The 14,239-nt window shown below is 66.9% G+C and carries 13 protein-coding genes; 6 read left to right on the top strand and 7 right to left on the bottom strand.

The genetic code is table 11. The features are described from left to right. The first annotated feature begins 28 nt into the window (after positions 1 to 28). From DFS13_RS25495 to DFS13_RS25480, 4 genes are all read left to right on the top strand, one after another. Positions 29 to 970, top strand: coding sequence for an ABC transporter substrate-binding protein (locus DFS13_RS25495; protein WP_006484743.1), 942 nt, complete (start codon positions 29 to 31; stop codon positions 968 to 970). A 63-nt stretch (positions 971 to 1,033) separates the two neighbouring features. After that, complete coding sequence (locus DFS13_RS25490) at positions 1,034 to 1,924, top strand: amidohydrolase (protein WP_012493519.1); 891 nt, start codon at positions 1,034 to 1,036, stop codon at positions 1,922 to 1,924. A 67-nt stretch (positions 1,925 to 1,991) separates the two neighbouring features. After that, on the top strand, positions 1,992 to 2,759 hold the full coding sequence (locus DFS13_RS25485) for a FadR/GntR family transcriptional regulator (RefSeq protein WP_006484716.1): 768 nt from the start codon (positions 1,992 to 1,994) through the stop codon (positions 2,757 to 2,759). A 182-nt stretch (positions 2,760 to 2,941) separates the two neighbouring features. Continuing rightward, complete coding sequence (locus tag DFS13_RS25480) at positions 2,942 to 4,087, top strand: alpha-hydroxy acid oxidase (RefSeq protein ID WP_006484756.1); 1,146 nt, start codon at positions 2,942 to 2,944, stop codon at positions 4,085 to 4,087. 50 nt (positions 4,088 to 4,137) lie between these two features. Here DFS13_RS25480 and DFS13_RS25475 read toward each other — a convergent pair whose 3' ends face one another. Further along, positions 4,138 to 5,379: an FAD-binding oxidoreductase gene (locus tag DFS13_RS25475; RefSeq protein WP_006498776.1), complete on the bottom strand. Its 1,242-nt coding sequence runs from the start codon at positions 5,377 to 5,379 to the stop codon at positions 4,138 to 4,140. Between the two features lie 398 nt (positions 5,380 to 5,777). Between DFS13_RS25475 and DFS13_RS25470 the strand changes: the two genes are divergently transcribed. Together DFS13_RS25470 and DFS13_RS25465 are read left to right on the top strand one after the other, a co-directional pair. Then, positions 5,778 to 6,950: an XRE family transcriptional regulator gene (locus DFS13_RS25470; protein ID WP_006484766.1), complete on the top strand. Its 1,173-nt coding sequence runs from the start codon at positions 5,778 to 5,780 to the stop codon at positions 6,948 to 6,950. Then, positions 6,947 to 7,444, top strand: a complete 498-nt coding sequence (locus DFS13_RS25465) for a PIN domain-containing protein (RefSeq protein ID WP_012493518.1) — start codon at positions 6,947 to 6,949, stop codon at positions 7,442 to 7,444. The genes DFS13_RS25470 and DFS13_RS25465 overlap by 4 nt, the downstream gene beginning before the upstream one ends. A 10-nt stretch (positions 7,445 to 7,454) precedes the next feature. Here the strand turns inward: DFS13_RS25465 and DFS13_RS25460 are convergent, their stop codons facing one another. The 6 genes from DFS13_RS25460 to DFS13_RS25435 form a co-directional block, all read right to left on the bottom strand. Then, positions 7,455 to 8,180: an aspartate/glutamate racemase family protein gene (locus DFS13_RS25460; protein ID WP_062884921.1), complete on the bottom strand. Its 726-nt coding sequence runs from the start codon at positions 8,178 to 8,180 to the stop codon at positions 7,455 to 7,457. 14 nt (positions 8,181 to 8,194) lie between these two features. Next, complete coding sequence (locus DFS13_RS25455; protein ID WP_111442248.1) at positions 8,195 to 9,577, bottom strand: amidohydrolase family protein; 1,383 nt, start codon at positions 9,575 to 9,577, stop codon at positions 8,195 to 8,197. 87 nt (positions 9,578 to 9,664) lie between these two features. Further along, positions 9,665 to 11,038 carry a nucleobase:cation symporter-2 family protein gene (locus DFS13_RS25450; RefSeq protein WP_006498778.1) on the bottom strand — a complete coding sequence of 458 codons (1,374 nt, stop codon included), beginning with the start codon at positions 11,036 to 11,038 and terminating at the stop codon, positions 9,665 to 9,667. A 61-nt stretch (positions 11,039 to 11,099) separates the two neighbouring features. Continuing rightward, the gene (locus tag DFS13_RS25445; protein WP_111442247.1) at positions 11,100 to 12,212 is read right to left on the bottom strand and encodes a GTP-binding protein; all 1,113 of its coding nucleotides are present in this window, start codon (positions 12,210 to 12,212) and stop codon (positions 11,100 to 11,102) included. Continuing rightward, a complete protein-coding gene (locus tag DFS13_RS25440; RefSeq protein WP_006484736.1) occupies positions 12,209 to 12,823 on the bottom strand; it encodes a UbiX family flavin prenyltransferase in 615 nt (204 codons plus the stop codon). Before DFS13_RS25440 ends, DFS13_RS25445 begins: the two co-directional genes overlap by 4 nt. After that, complete coding sequence (locus tag DFS13_RS25435; RefSeq protein ID WP_034201999.1) at positions 12,820 to 14,214, bottom strand: UbiD family decarboxylase; 1,395 nt, start codon at positions 14,212 to 14,214, stop codon at positions 12,820 to 12,822. The genes DFS13_RS25440 and DFS13_RS25435 overlap by 4 nt, the downstream gene beginning before the upstream one ends. Positions 14,215 to 14,239 lie beyond the last annotated feature (25 nt).

Here is a 14,239-nt window from a genome sequence, read left to right as displayed (position 1 = left end):
CAGTCGATACCAACCAAGGAGACGCGAAGTGATCAGGAGCAAGGTGTTGAACGCGATCGTCGGGCTGACGTTCGCCGTCGGCGTCACGGCCGGCGCGCAGGCGCAGGAAACCTACATCCCGCTGATCTCGAAAGGCTTCCAGCATCAGTTCTGGCAGGCCGTGAAATCGGGCGCGATGCAGGCGGCGAAGGACTACAAGGTGAAGGTGACGTTCGAAGGGCCGGAAACCGAGGCGATGGTCGACAAGCAGATCGACATGCTGTCGGCCGCGATCGCGAAGAAACCGGCCGCGCTCGGCTTCGCGGCGCTCGACAGCAAGGCCGCGCTGCCGCTCCTGAAGAAGGCGCAGGCCGAGAAGATTCCGGTGATCGCGTTCGACTCGGGCGTGGACAGCGACATTCCGGTGACGACGGCCGCGACCAACAACAAGGCGGCCGCCGCGCTCGCCGCCGACAAGCTCGCCGCGCTGATCGGCGACGAAGGCGAGGTGGCCGTGGTCGCGCACGACCAGACGAGCCGCACCGGCATCGACCGCCGCGACGGCTTCCTCGAACGGATGAAGTCCGCGCATCCGAAGGTACAGGTCGTGACCGTGCAGTACGGCGAGGGCGACCAGCTGAAGTCGACCGAGGTGACGAAGTCGATCCTGCAGGCGTATCCGAAGCTCAAGGGGCTGTTCGGCACCAACGAAGGCTCGGCGATCGGCGTGGTCAACGGCGTGCGCGAGATGAAGCGCAAGGTCGTGATCATCGGCTACGATTCCGGCAAGCAGCAGAAGGACGCGATCCGCAGCGGGCTGATGGCCGGCGCGATCACGCAGAACCCGATCGGGATCGGCTACAAGACCGTCGAGGCGGCCGTGAAGGCGATCAAGGGCGAGAAGCTGCCGAAGGTCATCGATACCGGGTTCTACTGGTACGACAAGACCAATATCGACGATCCGAAGATCACGGCGGTGTTGTACGACTGAACGTGGCGAATGGTGGCGACGATGCGGGCCGTCGCCGCCGCGGCGATTGAACACGAGGGCATCATGGGCGCAGTGCGTATCGATTCGCATCAGCACTTCTGGCGTTATCGCGCGGCCGACTATCCGTGGATCGGCCCCGGCATGGGCGTGCTCGCGCGCGACTACCTGCCCGACGCGCTGTGGCCGCAGATGCATGCGCAGGCGCTCGGCGCGTCGATCGCGGTGCAGGCGCGCGCCGGGCGCGACGAGACGGCATTCCTGCTCGACCTCGCGCGCGACGACGCACGCATCGCGGCGGTGGTCGGCTGGGAGGATCTCGGCGCGCCGGCGCTGGCCGACCGTGTCGCCGAGTGGCGCAGCCCGAAGCTGCGCGGCTTTCGTCACCAGGTGCAGGACGAAGCCGACGTCGGCGCGTTCGTCGCCGATCCCGGCTTCAATCGCGGCGTCGCGTGGCTGCAGGCGAACGGTTACGTGTACGACGTGCTCGTGTTCGAGCGCCAGTTGCCGGACGTGCGTGCGTTCTGCGCGCGGCACGACGCGCACTGGCTCGTGCTCGATCATTGCGGCAAGCCGGCGCTCGCCGCGTTCGAGCGCGACGACACGGCATTTCCGCGCTGGCGTGCGGCGCTGCGCGAGCTGGGCGCGCTGCCGCACGTCGTGTGCAAGCTGTCGGGGCTCGTGACCGAGGCCGACTGGCGGCGCGGCCTGCGCGGGCAGGATATCCGGCATGTCGAACAGTGCCTCGACGCGGCGCTCGACGCGTTCGGCCCGCAGCGGCTGATGTTCGGCTCGGACTGGCCCGTGTGCCTGCTCGCGGCGTCGTATGACGAAGTGGCGTCGCTCGTCGAGCGCTGGGCCGAATCGCGGCTGTCGGCGGCCGAGCGCGACGCGTTGTGGGGCGGCACGGCCGCGCGTTGCTACGCGGTGCCGGGCGACATGAAGCGCGGCATATAAAATAGGCGCGAGCGGTCTGCCGATTCGTCAGACCGTCCGGAACGAAACCGATTACCAGCGTCAACGTATGTCCATCCAGCCGATTCAGAACCGCCGCCTCTACCAGCAGATCGCCGACAAGCTCAGCGCGATGATCGAGTCCGGCGATTTCCCGCCGGGCAGCTATCTGCCGCCCGAGCGCGAACTGGCCGAACGCTTCGGCGTGTCGCGCACGTCGGTGCGCGAGGCACTGATCGCGCTCGAAGTGAACGGGCTCGTCAGCGTGCGCGTCGGCGACGGCGTGAAGGTGCGCCACCCGGAAGCGGCTGCCGTGCCCGAACCCGCGCCGGCGCCCGACGCGAAGGTCGCGCCGTTCTCGATCGTCGAGATCGATCCCGAACTCGGCATCGCGCTCGACCTCGATACCGAAATCCCGCCGTTCGCGCTGCTGCAGGCGCGCCGGCTGATCGAGCCGGAAGCCGCGTCGCTGGCCGCGAAGCATGGCTCGGACGCGCAGATCGAAGGGATTCACGAAGCGTTCCTGCGCAACCAGGACGACAACCGCAGCGGCTCGCTCACGCACCCGGGCGACCGGCTGTTCCACATCCGCATCGCGGAAGCGAGCGACAACCCCGCGTATGCGCTGATGATCAAGCAGTTGCTCGCGCACAAGTACGATCTGATGTTCCAGCGGCTGCAGTCGCTGTACATGCCGAACGACATGCCGCACCGGTCCGAACTCGAGCATCGCGCGATCCTCGACGCGATCCGCGCGCGCGACCCGGACGCCGCGCGCCGCGCGATGGCCGAGCATCTCGACGAAGTGATCCGCATCTTCGGCCGCGCGCTCGACTGAGCGCACGAATCGATTTCCTGCATGTCGGGAAGCGGCGCACGCGACGCGGACCCTTCCGGGTGTCGATGCGGCGTCCGCACCGTGCGAGCGCACCGGCCGTCGGGACAGAACGAACGCTGCGCTGCGAGCGACGCGCGCCGGTCGACCGGCACGCCGCTCGCGCGCCGAATGGAGTGTGACGAATGCGCGTGAACGATTGCCACAATTTCCACGACTTCCGCGAACTCGCCAGGCGGCGGTTGCCGGGACCGATCTTCAACTACATCGACGGTGCGGCCGACGATGAAGCCACGTATCGACGCAACACGCGTGCGTTCGAACGCTGCGATCTGGTGCCGAACGTGTTGCGCGGCGTGCGTGATGTCGACCTGTCGGTGACGGTCATGGGGCAGAAGCTCGGCATGCCGGTCTATTGTTCGCCGACGGCGCTGCAACGCCTGTTTCATCATGACGGCGAGCGCGCGGTCGCCGCCGCGGCCGCGAAATTCGACACGATGTTCGGCGTGTCGTCGCTCGGCACCGTGAGCCTGGAAGAAGCGCGTGCGATCAGCCAGGGCCCGCAGGTCTACCAGTTCTACTTTCACAAGGATCGCGGCCTCAATCGCGAGATGATGAACCGCTCGAGGGACGCCGGCGTGAACGTGATGATGCTGACGGTGGACAGCATTACCGGCGGCAATCGCGAGCGCGACAAGCGCACCGGTTTTTCGATTCCATTCCGGCTGACTCTCGCGGGGCTGACCGAGTTCGCGTTGAAGCCGGCCTGGGCCATCAACTATCTGACCCACGAGCGGTTCCGTTTGCCGCAACTCGACCGGCATGTCGACATGGGCGGCGGCGCGATGTCGATCAGCCGCTACTTCACGGACATGCTGGATCCGTCGATGTCATGGGACGACGTCGCCGCGATGGTGCGGGAGTGGAACGGGCAGTTTTGCCTGAAAGGCGTGATGTCGGTCGACGATGCCCGCCGGGCGGTGGACATCGGCTGTACCGGCATCGTGTTGTCGAACCACGGCGGACGGCAACTGGACGGTTCGCGCGCGGCGTTCGATCAGCTTGCCGAGATCGTCGACGCGGTGGGCGACCGGATCGACGTGATGATGGATGGCGGCGTGCAGCGCGGTTCGCACGTACTGAAGGCGCTGGCGTTGGGGGCGAAGGCCGTCGGGCTGGGACGCTATTACCTGTTCCCGCTCGCCGCCGCCGGGCAGCCCGGCGTCGAGCGCGCGTTGCAACTGATGCGGGCAGAGATCGAACGGGACATGCGGCTGATGGGCTGCGCGTCCGTTGCGCAGCTCGGGCGAGATCAGCTGCGCTTTCGCTGACGACGCCGGATTCGACGCCATTCGGGGCGGCGCGTCGGGGGATCGCCTGCTCAGAAGCGATCCGCGCGATACGGCGCCGGATCGGTGAACGGCGCCTCGCCGGTCATCATCTCGGCGAGCAGGCGGCCGGTGACGGGGCCGAGCGTCAGGCCGTGATGGTTGTGGCCGAACGCGAACCACAGCCCGCGATGCGCGGGCGCGGGGCCGATCACCGGGCGCATGTCGGGCGTGCACGGCCGGAAGCCGAGCCACGGATGCGGGTCGAGCCGCTCGCCGAACCCGAACACCGGCCGCGCGACGCGTTCCGCGCGTTCGAGCTGCACGCCCGTTGGCGGAAGCCCGCGCCGCGCGATCTCGACGCCGGTCGTCAGCCGCAATCCGCGCCGCATCGGCGCGATCACGTAACCGTATTCGCGATCGACGATCGGCGCCGACGGCACGCCGCGCGCGGACGGCGCGTAGTGCATGTGATAGCCGCGCTTCTCGCGCAGCGGAATCTTGTAGCCGAACTTGCCGAACACCGTGTCGGACCACGGGCCGAGCGCGACGACGACGGCCGGCGCGGCCGCCGGGCCGTCGCCGGTCTTCACCTGCCAGCCGGGTGACAGCGCGTCGAGGCTCGCGGCGTCGCCCGTCAGCAGCGTGCCGCCGCCCCGCGCGAACAGCTGCGCATACGCTTTGACGAGCGCGGCCGGATCGACGACGCTTTTCGGGTCGAGCCAGTGCAGCGCGCCGCAGAAGCCCGCCGCGAGGCTCGGTTCATGCGCGAGCAGCGCGGCCGCGTCGAGCGGCGTGATGCCGAGCCCGTGGCGGCGCGCGGTGAGGCCGGCCTCGGCCACGCCGCGTTCGAATGCGGCCGGCGTGCGGAACGCTTCCAGCCAGCCGTTCGCGCGAATCAGTTCGCCGGCGCCGGCCCGGGCGATCAGCGCGTCGTGTTCGACGATGCAGCGTTCGATCAGCGGCAGCATGTCGCGCGAGGCCGCCGCGTGACGCAGCGGCGCCGATTCCCACCAGAACCGCGCGAGCCACGGCGCGAACGCGGGCAGCGACGCGCTGTGCCAGTAGAGGTCGGTCGAGCGATTCAGCGCATAGCGCATCAGCGTGAACGGGCTGCGCGGGAACGGGTACGGTTCGACCGACGAGCGCTCGATCAGCCCGGCATTGCCGAAGCTCGTGCCTTCGCCGGGCGCGCCGCGATCGACGAGCGCAACCTTGCGCCCGCGATCCTGCAGGTGCAGCGCGGCGGAGACGCCGACGATGCCGGCGCCGAGAACGATGACGTCGAAATCCATCGATGACGGGAGAGAGGTTGATATAGGTTGCGAGCCGACATCGTGGTCGGAGCGAATACCGCGAGCTGCCGCCGTGCGGCTTGTTATTAGGATACTCGCGATGTCATTCGATTCGCAAAATCACTGGGGGTCTGCTGGGCTGCACTTCACGATTTGCGACAATCTGAATTTTGCTCGGACGCAAAGTCCAAGGTCAGAGGCCGTCCGACGGCATTGGACGACTGCGCCCCATTCATGTAACTCCATGATTTAGAATGGAATCGTGAACGGGCCTATGGCGGCGCTCCGGATTGCCGCTGGCCCCTGCGTTTCGCCGACGTTGAGCGCATCGGCCGTGGGCGGGACACCCATCTATCATGCTGGTGGTTGGGGCCTCTTGAGTCGATAGAGATACAAGGATGAAACGGGAACCGGTTGAAGGCGTGCAGCCTGAGGTGTTGCGTTGGGCGAGGGAAACGGTCGGACTGTCGATCGACGAGGTCGCGACCATGCTTCGCGCAGCGCCGAGCGAAGTGGCTGATTGGGAAACGGGCGCCGGGGCGCCGACATACGCTCAACTCGAGAAGCTCGCGTATCAGGTATTCAAGAGACCGCTTGCAGTTTTTTTTCTTCCGGCGCCGCCCGAGGAAAAGGTTCCGCAGCGGGAGTTTCGCACGCTTCCGGAAACGGACATGCGCTCGCTTGCTCGCGACACCTATCTGCAGATCCGGCAAGCGCATGCATTCCAGCTATCGCTCAAAGAGGTGTTTAACGGACGTAATCCTGCGGATAAGTTGATCTGGAAATCCCTGGCGCTTTCGTTGTCGGAGCCTGTATCGGCGCAAGCTGACAAGGTTCGTCGCTTGCTGGGTATCACGCTCGATGAGCAGACCTCGTGGCGTAACGATGATCTCGCGCTCAAACAGTGGCGGAAGGCTATCGAAGACGCTGGTGTCTTTGTCTTCAAGTCGTCGTTCAAGCAGCGCGAGATTTCGGGATTTTGCCTGATGGACGAGGCATTCCCGATCATTTATCTCAACAACAGTACGACGAAGACGCGTCAGATATTCAGTCTTTTGCACGAACTGGCGCATTTGCTCCTGAGCATGAATGGGTTGAGCAAGCTCGATTCCGGCTATATTGATGCGCTTCCGAAAGCGGAGCGGGAAATTGAGCGATTCTGCAACGCCATAGCAGCGGAAGTACTGATTCCACCATCGGCTTTCGACCGCCTCGTGGCAGGACATCCCTCCGACGTTGAATCCGCGCCCGACGAGATGTTCGCCGAACTGGCCAGCTATTTTGGTGTGAGTCGTGAGGCGGTGCTGCGGCGATTGCTGGACCAGGGACGAGTGAGTCAGGCGTTCTACAAACGTAAGGCAACGATCTGGTCAGCGCAGCAGAGAGAGGCGAAGGGAGGAAGCTACTATGCGAATCAAGGCGCATATCTGAGTGACCGCTTTGCTCGGGAGGTCGTCGGACGCCACTATCGGCATCAAATCACGCTTGAGCAGGCCGCGGACTTTCTCGGCATCAAACCCAAAAGCTTTGCCGGATTCGAAGAGCATGTTCTTCATGGGGCCGGTGCATGATTTATGTGTTTGACACCAGTTCCATTCGATCGTTGCAACATTTCTATCCGCGTGTGTTCCGAAGTATCTGGCAGGGCATCGAAAAGCTCGTGGGTCAGAGGCGATTGATTTCGACTAGAGAAGTGTTGAACGAGATCGAGCGACAGGCTGTCAGTGCAGATGTATTGACGTGGGTGAAAGGCAACCGATCACTGTTCACGACGCCGAGCGCGGACGAATTGCGGTTTGTCGCTTCGATTTTGCAGATCAAACATTTTCAGGCACTTATCGGTCAACAGCAGCGACTCAAAGGGACGCCAGTCGCTGATCCGTTCGTTATAGCGTGCGCCAAGGTCTGTCTGGGGACGGTTGTGACGGAAGAGGGATGGTTGCATGCGGGCGACGGACTTGTGCCTAAACCGCATGCAGCGAAGATACCCAATGTATGCGCGCATTTCGAAATCCCGTGCATTGATCTCGAAGAATTCATGCATCAGCAGGATTGGCAGTTCTGACCGACAAGCATCAACTCATCGAGAACAGCTTTCCCCACCGCGCCAGCACGCCCGTATCGACGCCGGCCATCCGCAACGCCTTCCACACGACCGTCGACACCGTGTCGTAAGCCGCGATGCCCGTCGCCTGTTCGAACGGCCCGGCCAGATGCGCGGCATGCAGGTTCGTGCAGAACGTCGCCACCGCATCCGGCCACGCCTGTGCCGTCTTGCGCATCAACGCCGCGAGCTGCGTATCGGGCACGTCCGCGAAGCTGGCGTTGTCGCGCAGCCCGAGATGCCGTTCGGCCACGCAGTCGATGCCGAGCTGCGCATACTGACGCACGATCCGTTGCTGCACGTCGTCGAGATACGGCGTGACGAGGCCGAGCCGCCGCACGCCGGTGCGCTCGAGCAACTCGTTCAGCGCGAGCACCGACGTCGTCGCCGGGATGCCGGTCGCTTTTTCGATGCCGCGGCACAGCGCGGCATCGCGTTCGAAGCCGAGCCAGCCGGCCGACGTGCCGCTCCAGCCGATCACGTCGACGCGCGCGTCGGCGAGCTGCCGCGCCGCGACGAGGATGTGCGCCGCGTCGAACTGGTCGAGCGCGGCCGCGCTGAGCGCGATCTCGGTCACGGTGAAGCGCGCGAAATGCACGCTGACGTGTGGCAGGCCGGCGACGATCGCGCTCGTCAGCGGCTCGAGCGCGGTGTTCGACGACGGCGTCAGGATGCCGATGCGGATGCGCGGATTCATCGGATGGCCTCCGCTCAGTCGAGCAACTGCCGCACCGCGGCGACGGCCGCACGGCGCAACGCGGCAAGGTCGAGCCCCGGGATCTCGCCGTTGTCCACCACGATCCGACCGTTCACGATGTTGTACTTCACCGGCGCGGGCTCGCCGGCCGCCACCGGCGCGATCGCATGGTCGTGGAAACCGTTGAAGCGCGGTCCGCTCACGTCGTACAGCACGAGATCGGCGGCTTGCCCGACCCCGAGCGTGCCGACCGCATCCAGCCCGAGCACGCGGGCGCCGCCTTGCGTGCCCCAATGCAGCACGTCCTCGACCGTGGTGGCCGACGCGCCGTGCGCCGCGCGATGCACGAGCCACGCGAAATTCGCCTCGTGCGTCATGCTGCCCGATTCGTTCGACGCGACGCCGTCGACGCCCAGCGATACCGGCACGCCGGCCGCCGCCATGCGCGGCGCGGGCGCGATGCCGCTGCCGAGCCGTGCATTGCTGACGGGGCAGTGCGAGCAGCCGGTGCCGGTGTCCGCGAGCATCGCGATCTCGCTCGCCTCGAGATGAACGAGGTGCGCGAACCACACGTCCGGGCCGAGCCATTCGTGCTCGGCGACGAATTCGACGGGCAGCTTGCCGTAGCGCTCGCGGCAGAAATCGACGTAGCGGGTCGTCTCGGACAGGTGCGAATGCAGCCGCAGACCCATGCCGCGCGCCGCCCGCGCGACTTCCGGCAGCAGGTCCGGCGGCAGCGAGAAGGTCGGCGTCGTCGGCGCGACGACCACGCGGCGCATCGATGCCGCGCCCGCGTCGTGATAGCGCGCCTTCAGCCGTTCGATATCCGCGAACATCTGGTCGAGCGTCTCGGGCTGCAGCGCGGTGCCGGCGAACCCCGGATGATCGCCGGCCGCCTGCAATGCGCCGCCGCGGCACAGCACGAAGCGCATGCCGAAGGCGGCGGCTTCGTCGAACAGCAGGTCGCCGGTCTCCGTCGTGCCGCCCGCGTGGTACAGGTAATGATGATCGGCGCAGGTCGTCACGCCGGACAGCAGCAGTTCCGCGAAGCCGAGCCGCGCGGCGATGCGCGCGAGCTCCGGCGTGAAGCGGGCGACGCGCGGATACGGGACGGCGGCAAGCCATGCCTGCAGGTCGGCGTTGATGCCGGCCGGCACGCCTTTCAGCAGGTTCTGGAACAGATGATGGTGCGTGTTGATCCAGCCCGGATAGACGACGCAATGGCTCGCATCGATCACGCGCTCGCCGGGTAGCGGCGCGAGATCGGGTGCGATCGTCTCGATCCGGCCGTCGCGGATGCGCAGGTCGGGCCGGCCGAGCCGCGCGGCGTCGCCGGGGTGGCCGCTCATGACCGCGAGCGGGTGGCGGATCAGCAGCGAAGAACAAGGAACGCTCATGGTCGGGTCTCCTCGGATTCGGATAGTCGGGTCACGGGTTGTCGTGCGCCGCGCGCCGCCGTGAGGCCGCGCGCGGCATGAAGCCGGTCAGTCGCACTCGCGCGCCATCGGGCTGCGGGGCGCGGCATCGGCACGGGCATGCGTTTCAACGGGGGCGGCCGCCGGCACGCCGTTGAGCAACGCATTGAGCAGCACCGACACGAGGCAGGCGATCACGACGCCGCTGTGCAGGAACGGCTGCGTCCAGTCGGGCATGTGCGCGAACACCTTCGGCGCCATCACCGGAATCAGCGCGGTCGCGATCGTGAAGCCGACGATCAGCACGTTGTAGCGGTTGTTCTCGAAATCGACCTTCGCGAGCGTCTGCACGCCGGCCGCGACGACCACGCCGAACATCGCGATACCCGCGCCGCCGAGCGCGGCCGACGGCGTCGACGCGACGATCGCGCCGATCTTCGGCACCAGCGCGACGACGCACATCAGCACGCCGCTGACCGCGACGATCCAGCGGCTGCGCACGCCGGTCAGGATCACGAGCCCGACGTTCTCCATGAACGCGATGAACGGAAACGCGGCGAACGTGCCGGCGATCGCGCTCGCGATGCCGTTCGCACGCAGCCCGCGCACGACGTCCTCCTCGCTCACCTGTTTCTCGACGATGTCGCCGATCGCGACGAACAGGCCCATCGATTCGACCATCTGCACGATCATCACGACGACCATCGTCAGCACCGGCACGATCGCGAACACGGGCGTGCCGAAATGGAACGGGTAGGGCACGGTGAACCACGGCGCGGCCGCGACGTTCGTGAAGTTGCCCATCCCGAGCGCGATCGCGAGCAGGCTGCCGGCCACCAGCCCGATCAGCACCGACAGGTTGCGCAGGAACGCGTTCGCGAAGCGGTTGACCGCGAGGATCACGACCGCGACGACGAGCGCGACCGCGAGGAACGACAGCTCGCCGAACTGCAGCTTCGCCGCGTCGCCGCCGCCGGCCCACTGATATGCGACCGGAAACAGCTGCAGCCCGATCACGGTGACGATGCAGCCCGTCACGACCGGCGGGAACAGGCGGCGCAGCCGGCCGACCAGCGGCGCCGCGAAGGTCGTGATGATGCCCGCGCCGATCACCGCGCCGCACACGCCGGCGAACCCGACGCCCGGCGTCAGGCCGATCGCGATCACCGGGCCGACGCTGCTGAACGCGACGCCCTGCAGGATCGGCAGGCGCACGCCGAGCTTCCACACGCCGACCGTTTGCAGGATCGTCGAGATGCCGGAACAGAACAGCGCGGTGCTGATCAGCACGGTCGTATCGGCGGGCGACATCTTCAAGGCCGATGCGACGATCAGCGGCACCGCGATCGCGCCGATATACGCGACGAGCATGTGCTGCAGGCCGAGCGTCAGCATCTGGCGGCGCGGCAGGACCCGATCGACGGGATGTGAAGCAGAGTTCATGGGCGTGTCTCCTGAGGTTCGTTATCGGGCGGGCGCATGGCGCACCCGCCTGGCGTGCCCGTCAGGCCGCGACCGGCGCGGCGAGACAGGCATGGAAACGGTCGGTCAGCGCGGCGCGATCGAGATCGCGGCCGATGAAAACGATGCGCGACGAGCGCGGCTCGCAGCCCCACGCCTGCGCGGCGCGCAGTTCGATCACGCCGTGCACGCCCTGCAGCACGTAGCGCTGCGCGCGACCCTGCACGGCGAGGATGCCCTTCATCCGGAACAGGTTCGCGGTGTCGGCGCGGCGCAGCTCGCCGAGCCAGGCTTCGAGCGCGTCGAGATCGACGTCCGCGTCGACTTCGATGCCGACCGACGATACGCTTGCGTCGTGTTCGTGGTGATCGTCGTGGTCGTCGTGGTCGTCGTGCGGATGATCGCCGTGTTCGTCGTGGCCGTGCGCATGCGTGTGTTCGTGTTCGTCCGCATGCGGCGCCTCGACCGCCAGTCCGTCGCTCTCGACGAGAATCTGCGCGAATTCGTTCGCGCCGATCCCGAGGATGCGATCGAGATCGACCTGCGCGTAGCTCGACGTCACGATCTCGGCGGTGCTGTTCAACTCGCGCAGCCGCGCGGTCAGCGCGCCGACGTCCGTCGCGTCGACGAGATCGACCTTGTTGATGACGATGCGGTCCGCGCAGACGATCTGGTCGACCGCCTGGTTGTCGCGGCCGTCGAGCACGAGATCGTCGAGGTGCGCGCGAATATGCTTCGCATCCACCAACGTGACGACCGCATCGAGCGCGACTTCCTTCGCGATCGGATCGTCGAGAAAGAAGGTTTGCGCGACCGGATACGGATCGGCGAGCCCGCTCGTCTCGACGATGATGTGATCGAGCCGGTCGGGCCGGGCGACCAGCATCCGCACGATCCGCACGAGATCCTCGCGCACCGCGCCCACGCAGCACACGCAGCCGTTCGTCATCTCGTAGATTTCCTCGGTCGATTCGAGCACGAGGCCGCCGTCGATGCCGATTTCGCCGAACTCGTTCTCGATCACCGCGATCTTGCGGCCGTGTTTCTCGCGCAGGATATGGTTCAGCAGCGTGGTCTTGCCCGCGCCGAGGAAGCCGGTCAGCACGGTGACCGGAATCTTCTGGACGTCGCTGTGGGTGGTGTGGATGTGGGTCATGACGCGTCTCCGTTGAGTCGGTTGGGCTGCGGATGGGGCCGTGATTCGCTGTCTTTCCAGCGATGGACGGTGCGGGAATCGAGGTCGAACAGGTCGAGCACGCGGCCGAGCGTGTGGTCGATCATCTGCTCGAGGGACGCGGGGCGCGCATAGAACGCCGGCACGGGCGGCGCGACGATCGCCCCCATCTCGGTCGCGGCGGCCATGTTGCGCAGGTGCGTGAGCGTGTACGGCGTTTCGCGTGCGAGCAGCACGAGCCGGCGGCGTTCCTTGAGCGCGACGTCGGCGGCGCGCGCGATCAGGCCCGCCGACAGCCCGCTCGCGATCTCCGCGAGCGTCTTCATCGAGCACGGCGCGACGATCATCCCGAGCGTGCGGAACGAGCCGCTCGCGATCGGCGCGGCGATGTCGTCGCTGCGGTACAGCACGCTCGCGCGCGCGGCGACGTCGGACAGCTTGAAATCGGTCTCGTGCGCCATCGTCAGCGCGGCGGCGCGGGACACCACCACGTGCGTCTCGATGTCGAGTTCGCGCAGCAGCGCGAGCAGCCGTATCCCGTACACGAAGCCGGACGCGCCGCTGATGCCGACCACGAGCCGCCGCGCGCTCATCGCGGCGCTCCGGCGAGTTGCGCGACGAGATGCGCGGCACGCTGCATTGCAGCGTCGCCGACCCGGGCGCGCACGCCGTCGAAGCGCGCGCCGCGGGTCGCGTCGACGCCCATTCGCGACGTCGTGCCGTCGGCCGACGACGATGGGTCGAGCGGGCTGCCGGGCAGCCCGTCGACGACGAACAGGTCGCGATGCGGCTGGAAGTGCGTCGCGATCGCCCACAGCACCTGCGCGTCGTCGGTGATGTCGATGTCGCTGTCGACCGCGACGACGTTCTTCAGGTACGGGTCCCAGCCGAGCAGCGCGAGCATGATCTGGCGCGCCTCGCCGTCGCGCGACTGCTTCAGCGCGACGTAGCAGTGAAAATGCGTGCCGGAATTCGGATAGTGGATCGCGGTGACGGCCGGAAAGCGCGCCTTGAGCTTCTCGCTCATCTCGGCTTCGCGCGGCAGCCGCGCGAGTGTCAGGTGTTCCGCGTACGGGCCGCCGACGACGTCGACGAGCCATGCGTCGTCGCGCCGCATCATCGTGTCGACGCGCAGCACGTTGTTGGTCGAGCGATCCGACGAGTAGCCGGTGAATTCGCCGAACGGGCCTTCTTCGGCGTGCGCATCGGGATCGATCGTGCCCTCGAGCACGAACTCGGCGGCGGCGGGTACGCCGATGCCGTGGCGCGGCGTGCGCACGAGCTGCAACGGCGCGCCGAACAGCCCGCCCGCGATCGCGCGTTCGTCCGCGCCGAACGGCACGCGCGCGGCGGCCGCGAGCATGACGAGCGGATGTGCGCCGATCACCATCGCGACTTTCAGCGTGTCGCCGCGGGATTTCGCGGTTTGCAGCATCCGCCACAGATGGCCGCGCGAATGCAGGCTCGTCGCCAGCGCGTTGCGCGCGTGCGGCATCGAGCGGTGATAGCTCAGGTTCGCGATGCCCGTCACCGGATCTTCGGCGACGATCACCGCGTTGGTCACGTATGGCCCGCGATCCGTTTCGAAGTGGCGGATCATCGGCAGGTGTGCGAGGTCGACCGCGTCGCCTTCGACCACATGATCGAGCACGGGGCCGTGCGGCACGACGACCGGCGCGACGGGCGCGTTCGCGCGCTGCTGCCACGCGTCGAACAGCCCGTTCGCGTCGACGCCGAACAGCCGGCCGATACGCGTGCGGGACGCGAAGACGTTGGTGACGAGCGGCGTCGACAGGCCGTCGATGCGCTCGCAGACGAGCATCTCGTGCCGGCCGCGCGCGGCGAGCGACGCGACGACGGCGGTGACGTCCTGATCGGCGGACAGCGGCTGCGCGATCGTCAGCACGTCGTCCGGAAAGCGTTCGCGATAGGCCGTCGCGAAGTGATGAAAATCCTGCTGCTCGGCGAAAAGGCTCGACGCCATGATGCACTCCGTCGGATGCGGAAGG

It is taken from the genome of Burkholderia sp. 28_3 (assembly GCF_003253915.1).
Classification (GTDB): domain Bacteria; phylum Pseudomonadota; class Gammaproteobacteria; order Burkholderiales; family Burkholderiaceae; genus Burkholderia; species Burkholderia cenocepacia.
The sequence above is the reverse complement of the archived record's forward strand: the minus strand, read 5'-3'. Positions and strand labels throughout refer to the sequence as shown.

Excerpts from the sequence above, each read along its gene's own strand:
- DFS13_RS25490 (WP_012493519.1), top strand. The coding sequence starts at position 1,034 with ATGGGCGCAGTGCGTATCGATTCGCATCAGCACTTCTGGCGTTATCGC.
- DFS13_RS25485 (WP_006484716.1), top strand. The coding sequence starts at position 1,992 with ATGTCCATCCAGCCGATTCAGAACCGCCGCCTCTACCAGCAGATCGCC.
- DFS13_RS25480 (WP_006484756.1), top strand. The coding sequence starts at position 2,942 with ATGCGCGTGAACGATTGCCACAATTTCCACGACTTCCGCGAACTCGCC.
- DFS13_RS25475 (WP_006498776.1), bottom strand. The coding sequence starts at position 5,379 with ATGGATTTCGACGTCATCGTTCTCGGCGCCGGCATCGTCGGCGTCTCC.
- DFS13_RS25470 (WP_006484766.1), top strand. The coding sequence starts at position 5,778 with ATGAAACGGGAACCGGTTGAAGGCGTGCAGCCTGAGGTGTTGCGTTGG.
- DFS13_RS25465 (WP_012493518.1), top strand. The coding sequence starts at position 6,947 with ATGATTTATGTGTTTGACACCAGTTCCATTCGATCGTTGCAACATTTC.
- DFS13_RS25460 (WP_062884921.1), bottom strand. The coding sequence starts at position 8,180 with ATGAATCCGCGCATCCGCATCGGCATCCTGACGCCGTCGTCGAACACC.
- DFS13_RS25455 (WP_111442248.1), bottom strand. The coding sequence starts at position 9,577 with ATGAGCGTTCCTTGTTCTTCGCTGCTGATCCGCCACCCGCTCGCGGTC.
- DFS13_RS25450 (WP_006498778.1), bottom strand. The coding sequence starts at position 11,038 with ATGAACTCTGCTTCACATCCCGTCGATCGGGTCCTGCCGCGCCGCCAG.
- DFS13_RS25445 (WP_111442247.1), bottom strand. The coding sequence starts at position 12,212 with ATGACCCACATCCACACCACCCACAGCGACGTCCAGAAGATTCCGGTC.
- DFS13_RS25440 (WP_006484736.1), bottom strand. The coding sequence starts at position 12,823 with ATGAGCGCGCGGCGGCTCGTGGTCGGCATCAGCGGCGCGTCCGGCTTC.
- DFS13_RS25435 (WP_034201999.1), bottom strand. The coding sequence starts at position 14,214 with ATGGCGTCGAGCCTTTTCGCCGAGCAGCAGGATTTTCATCACTTCGCG.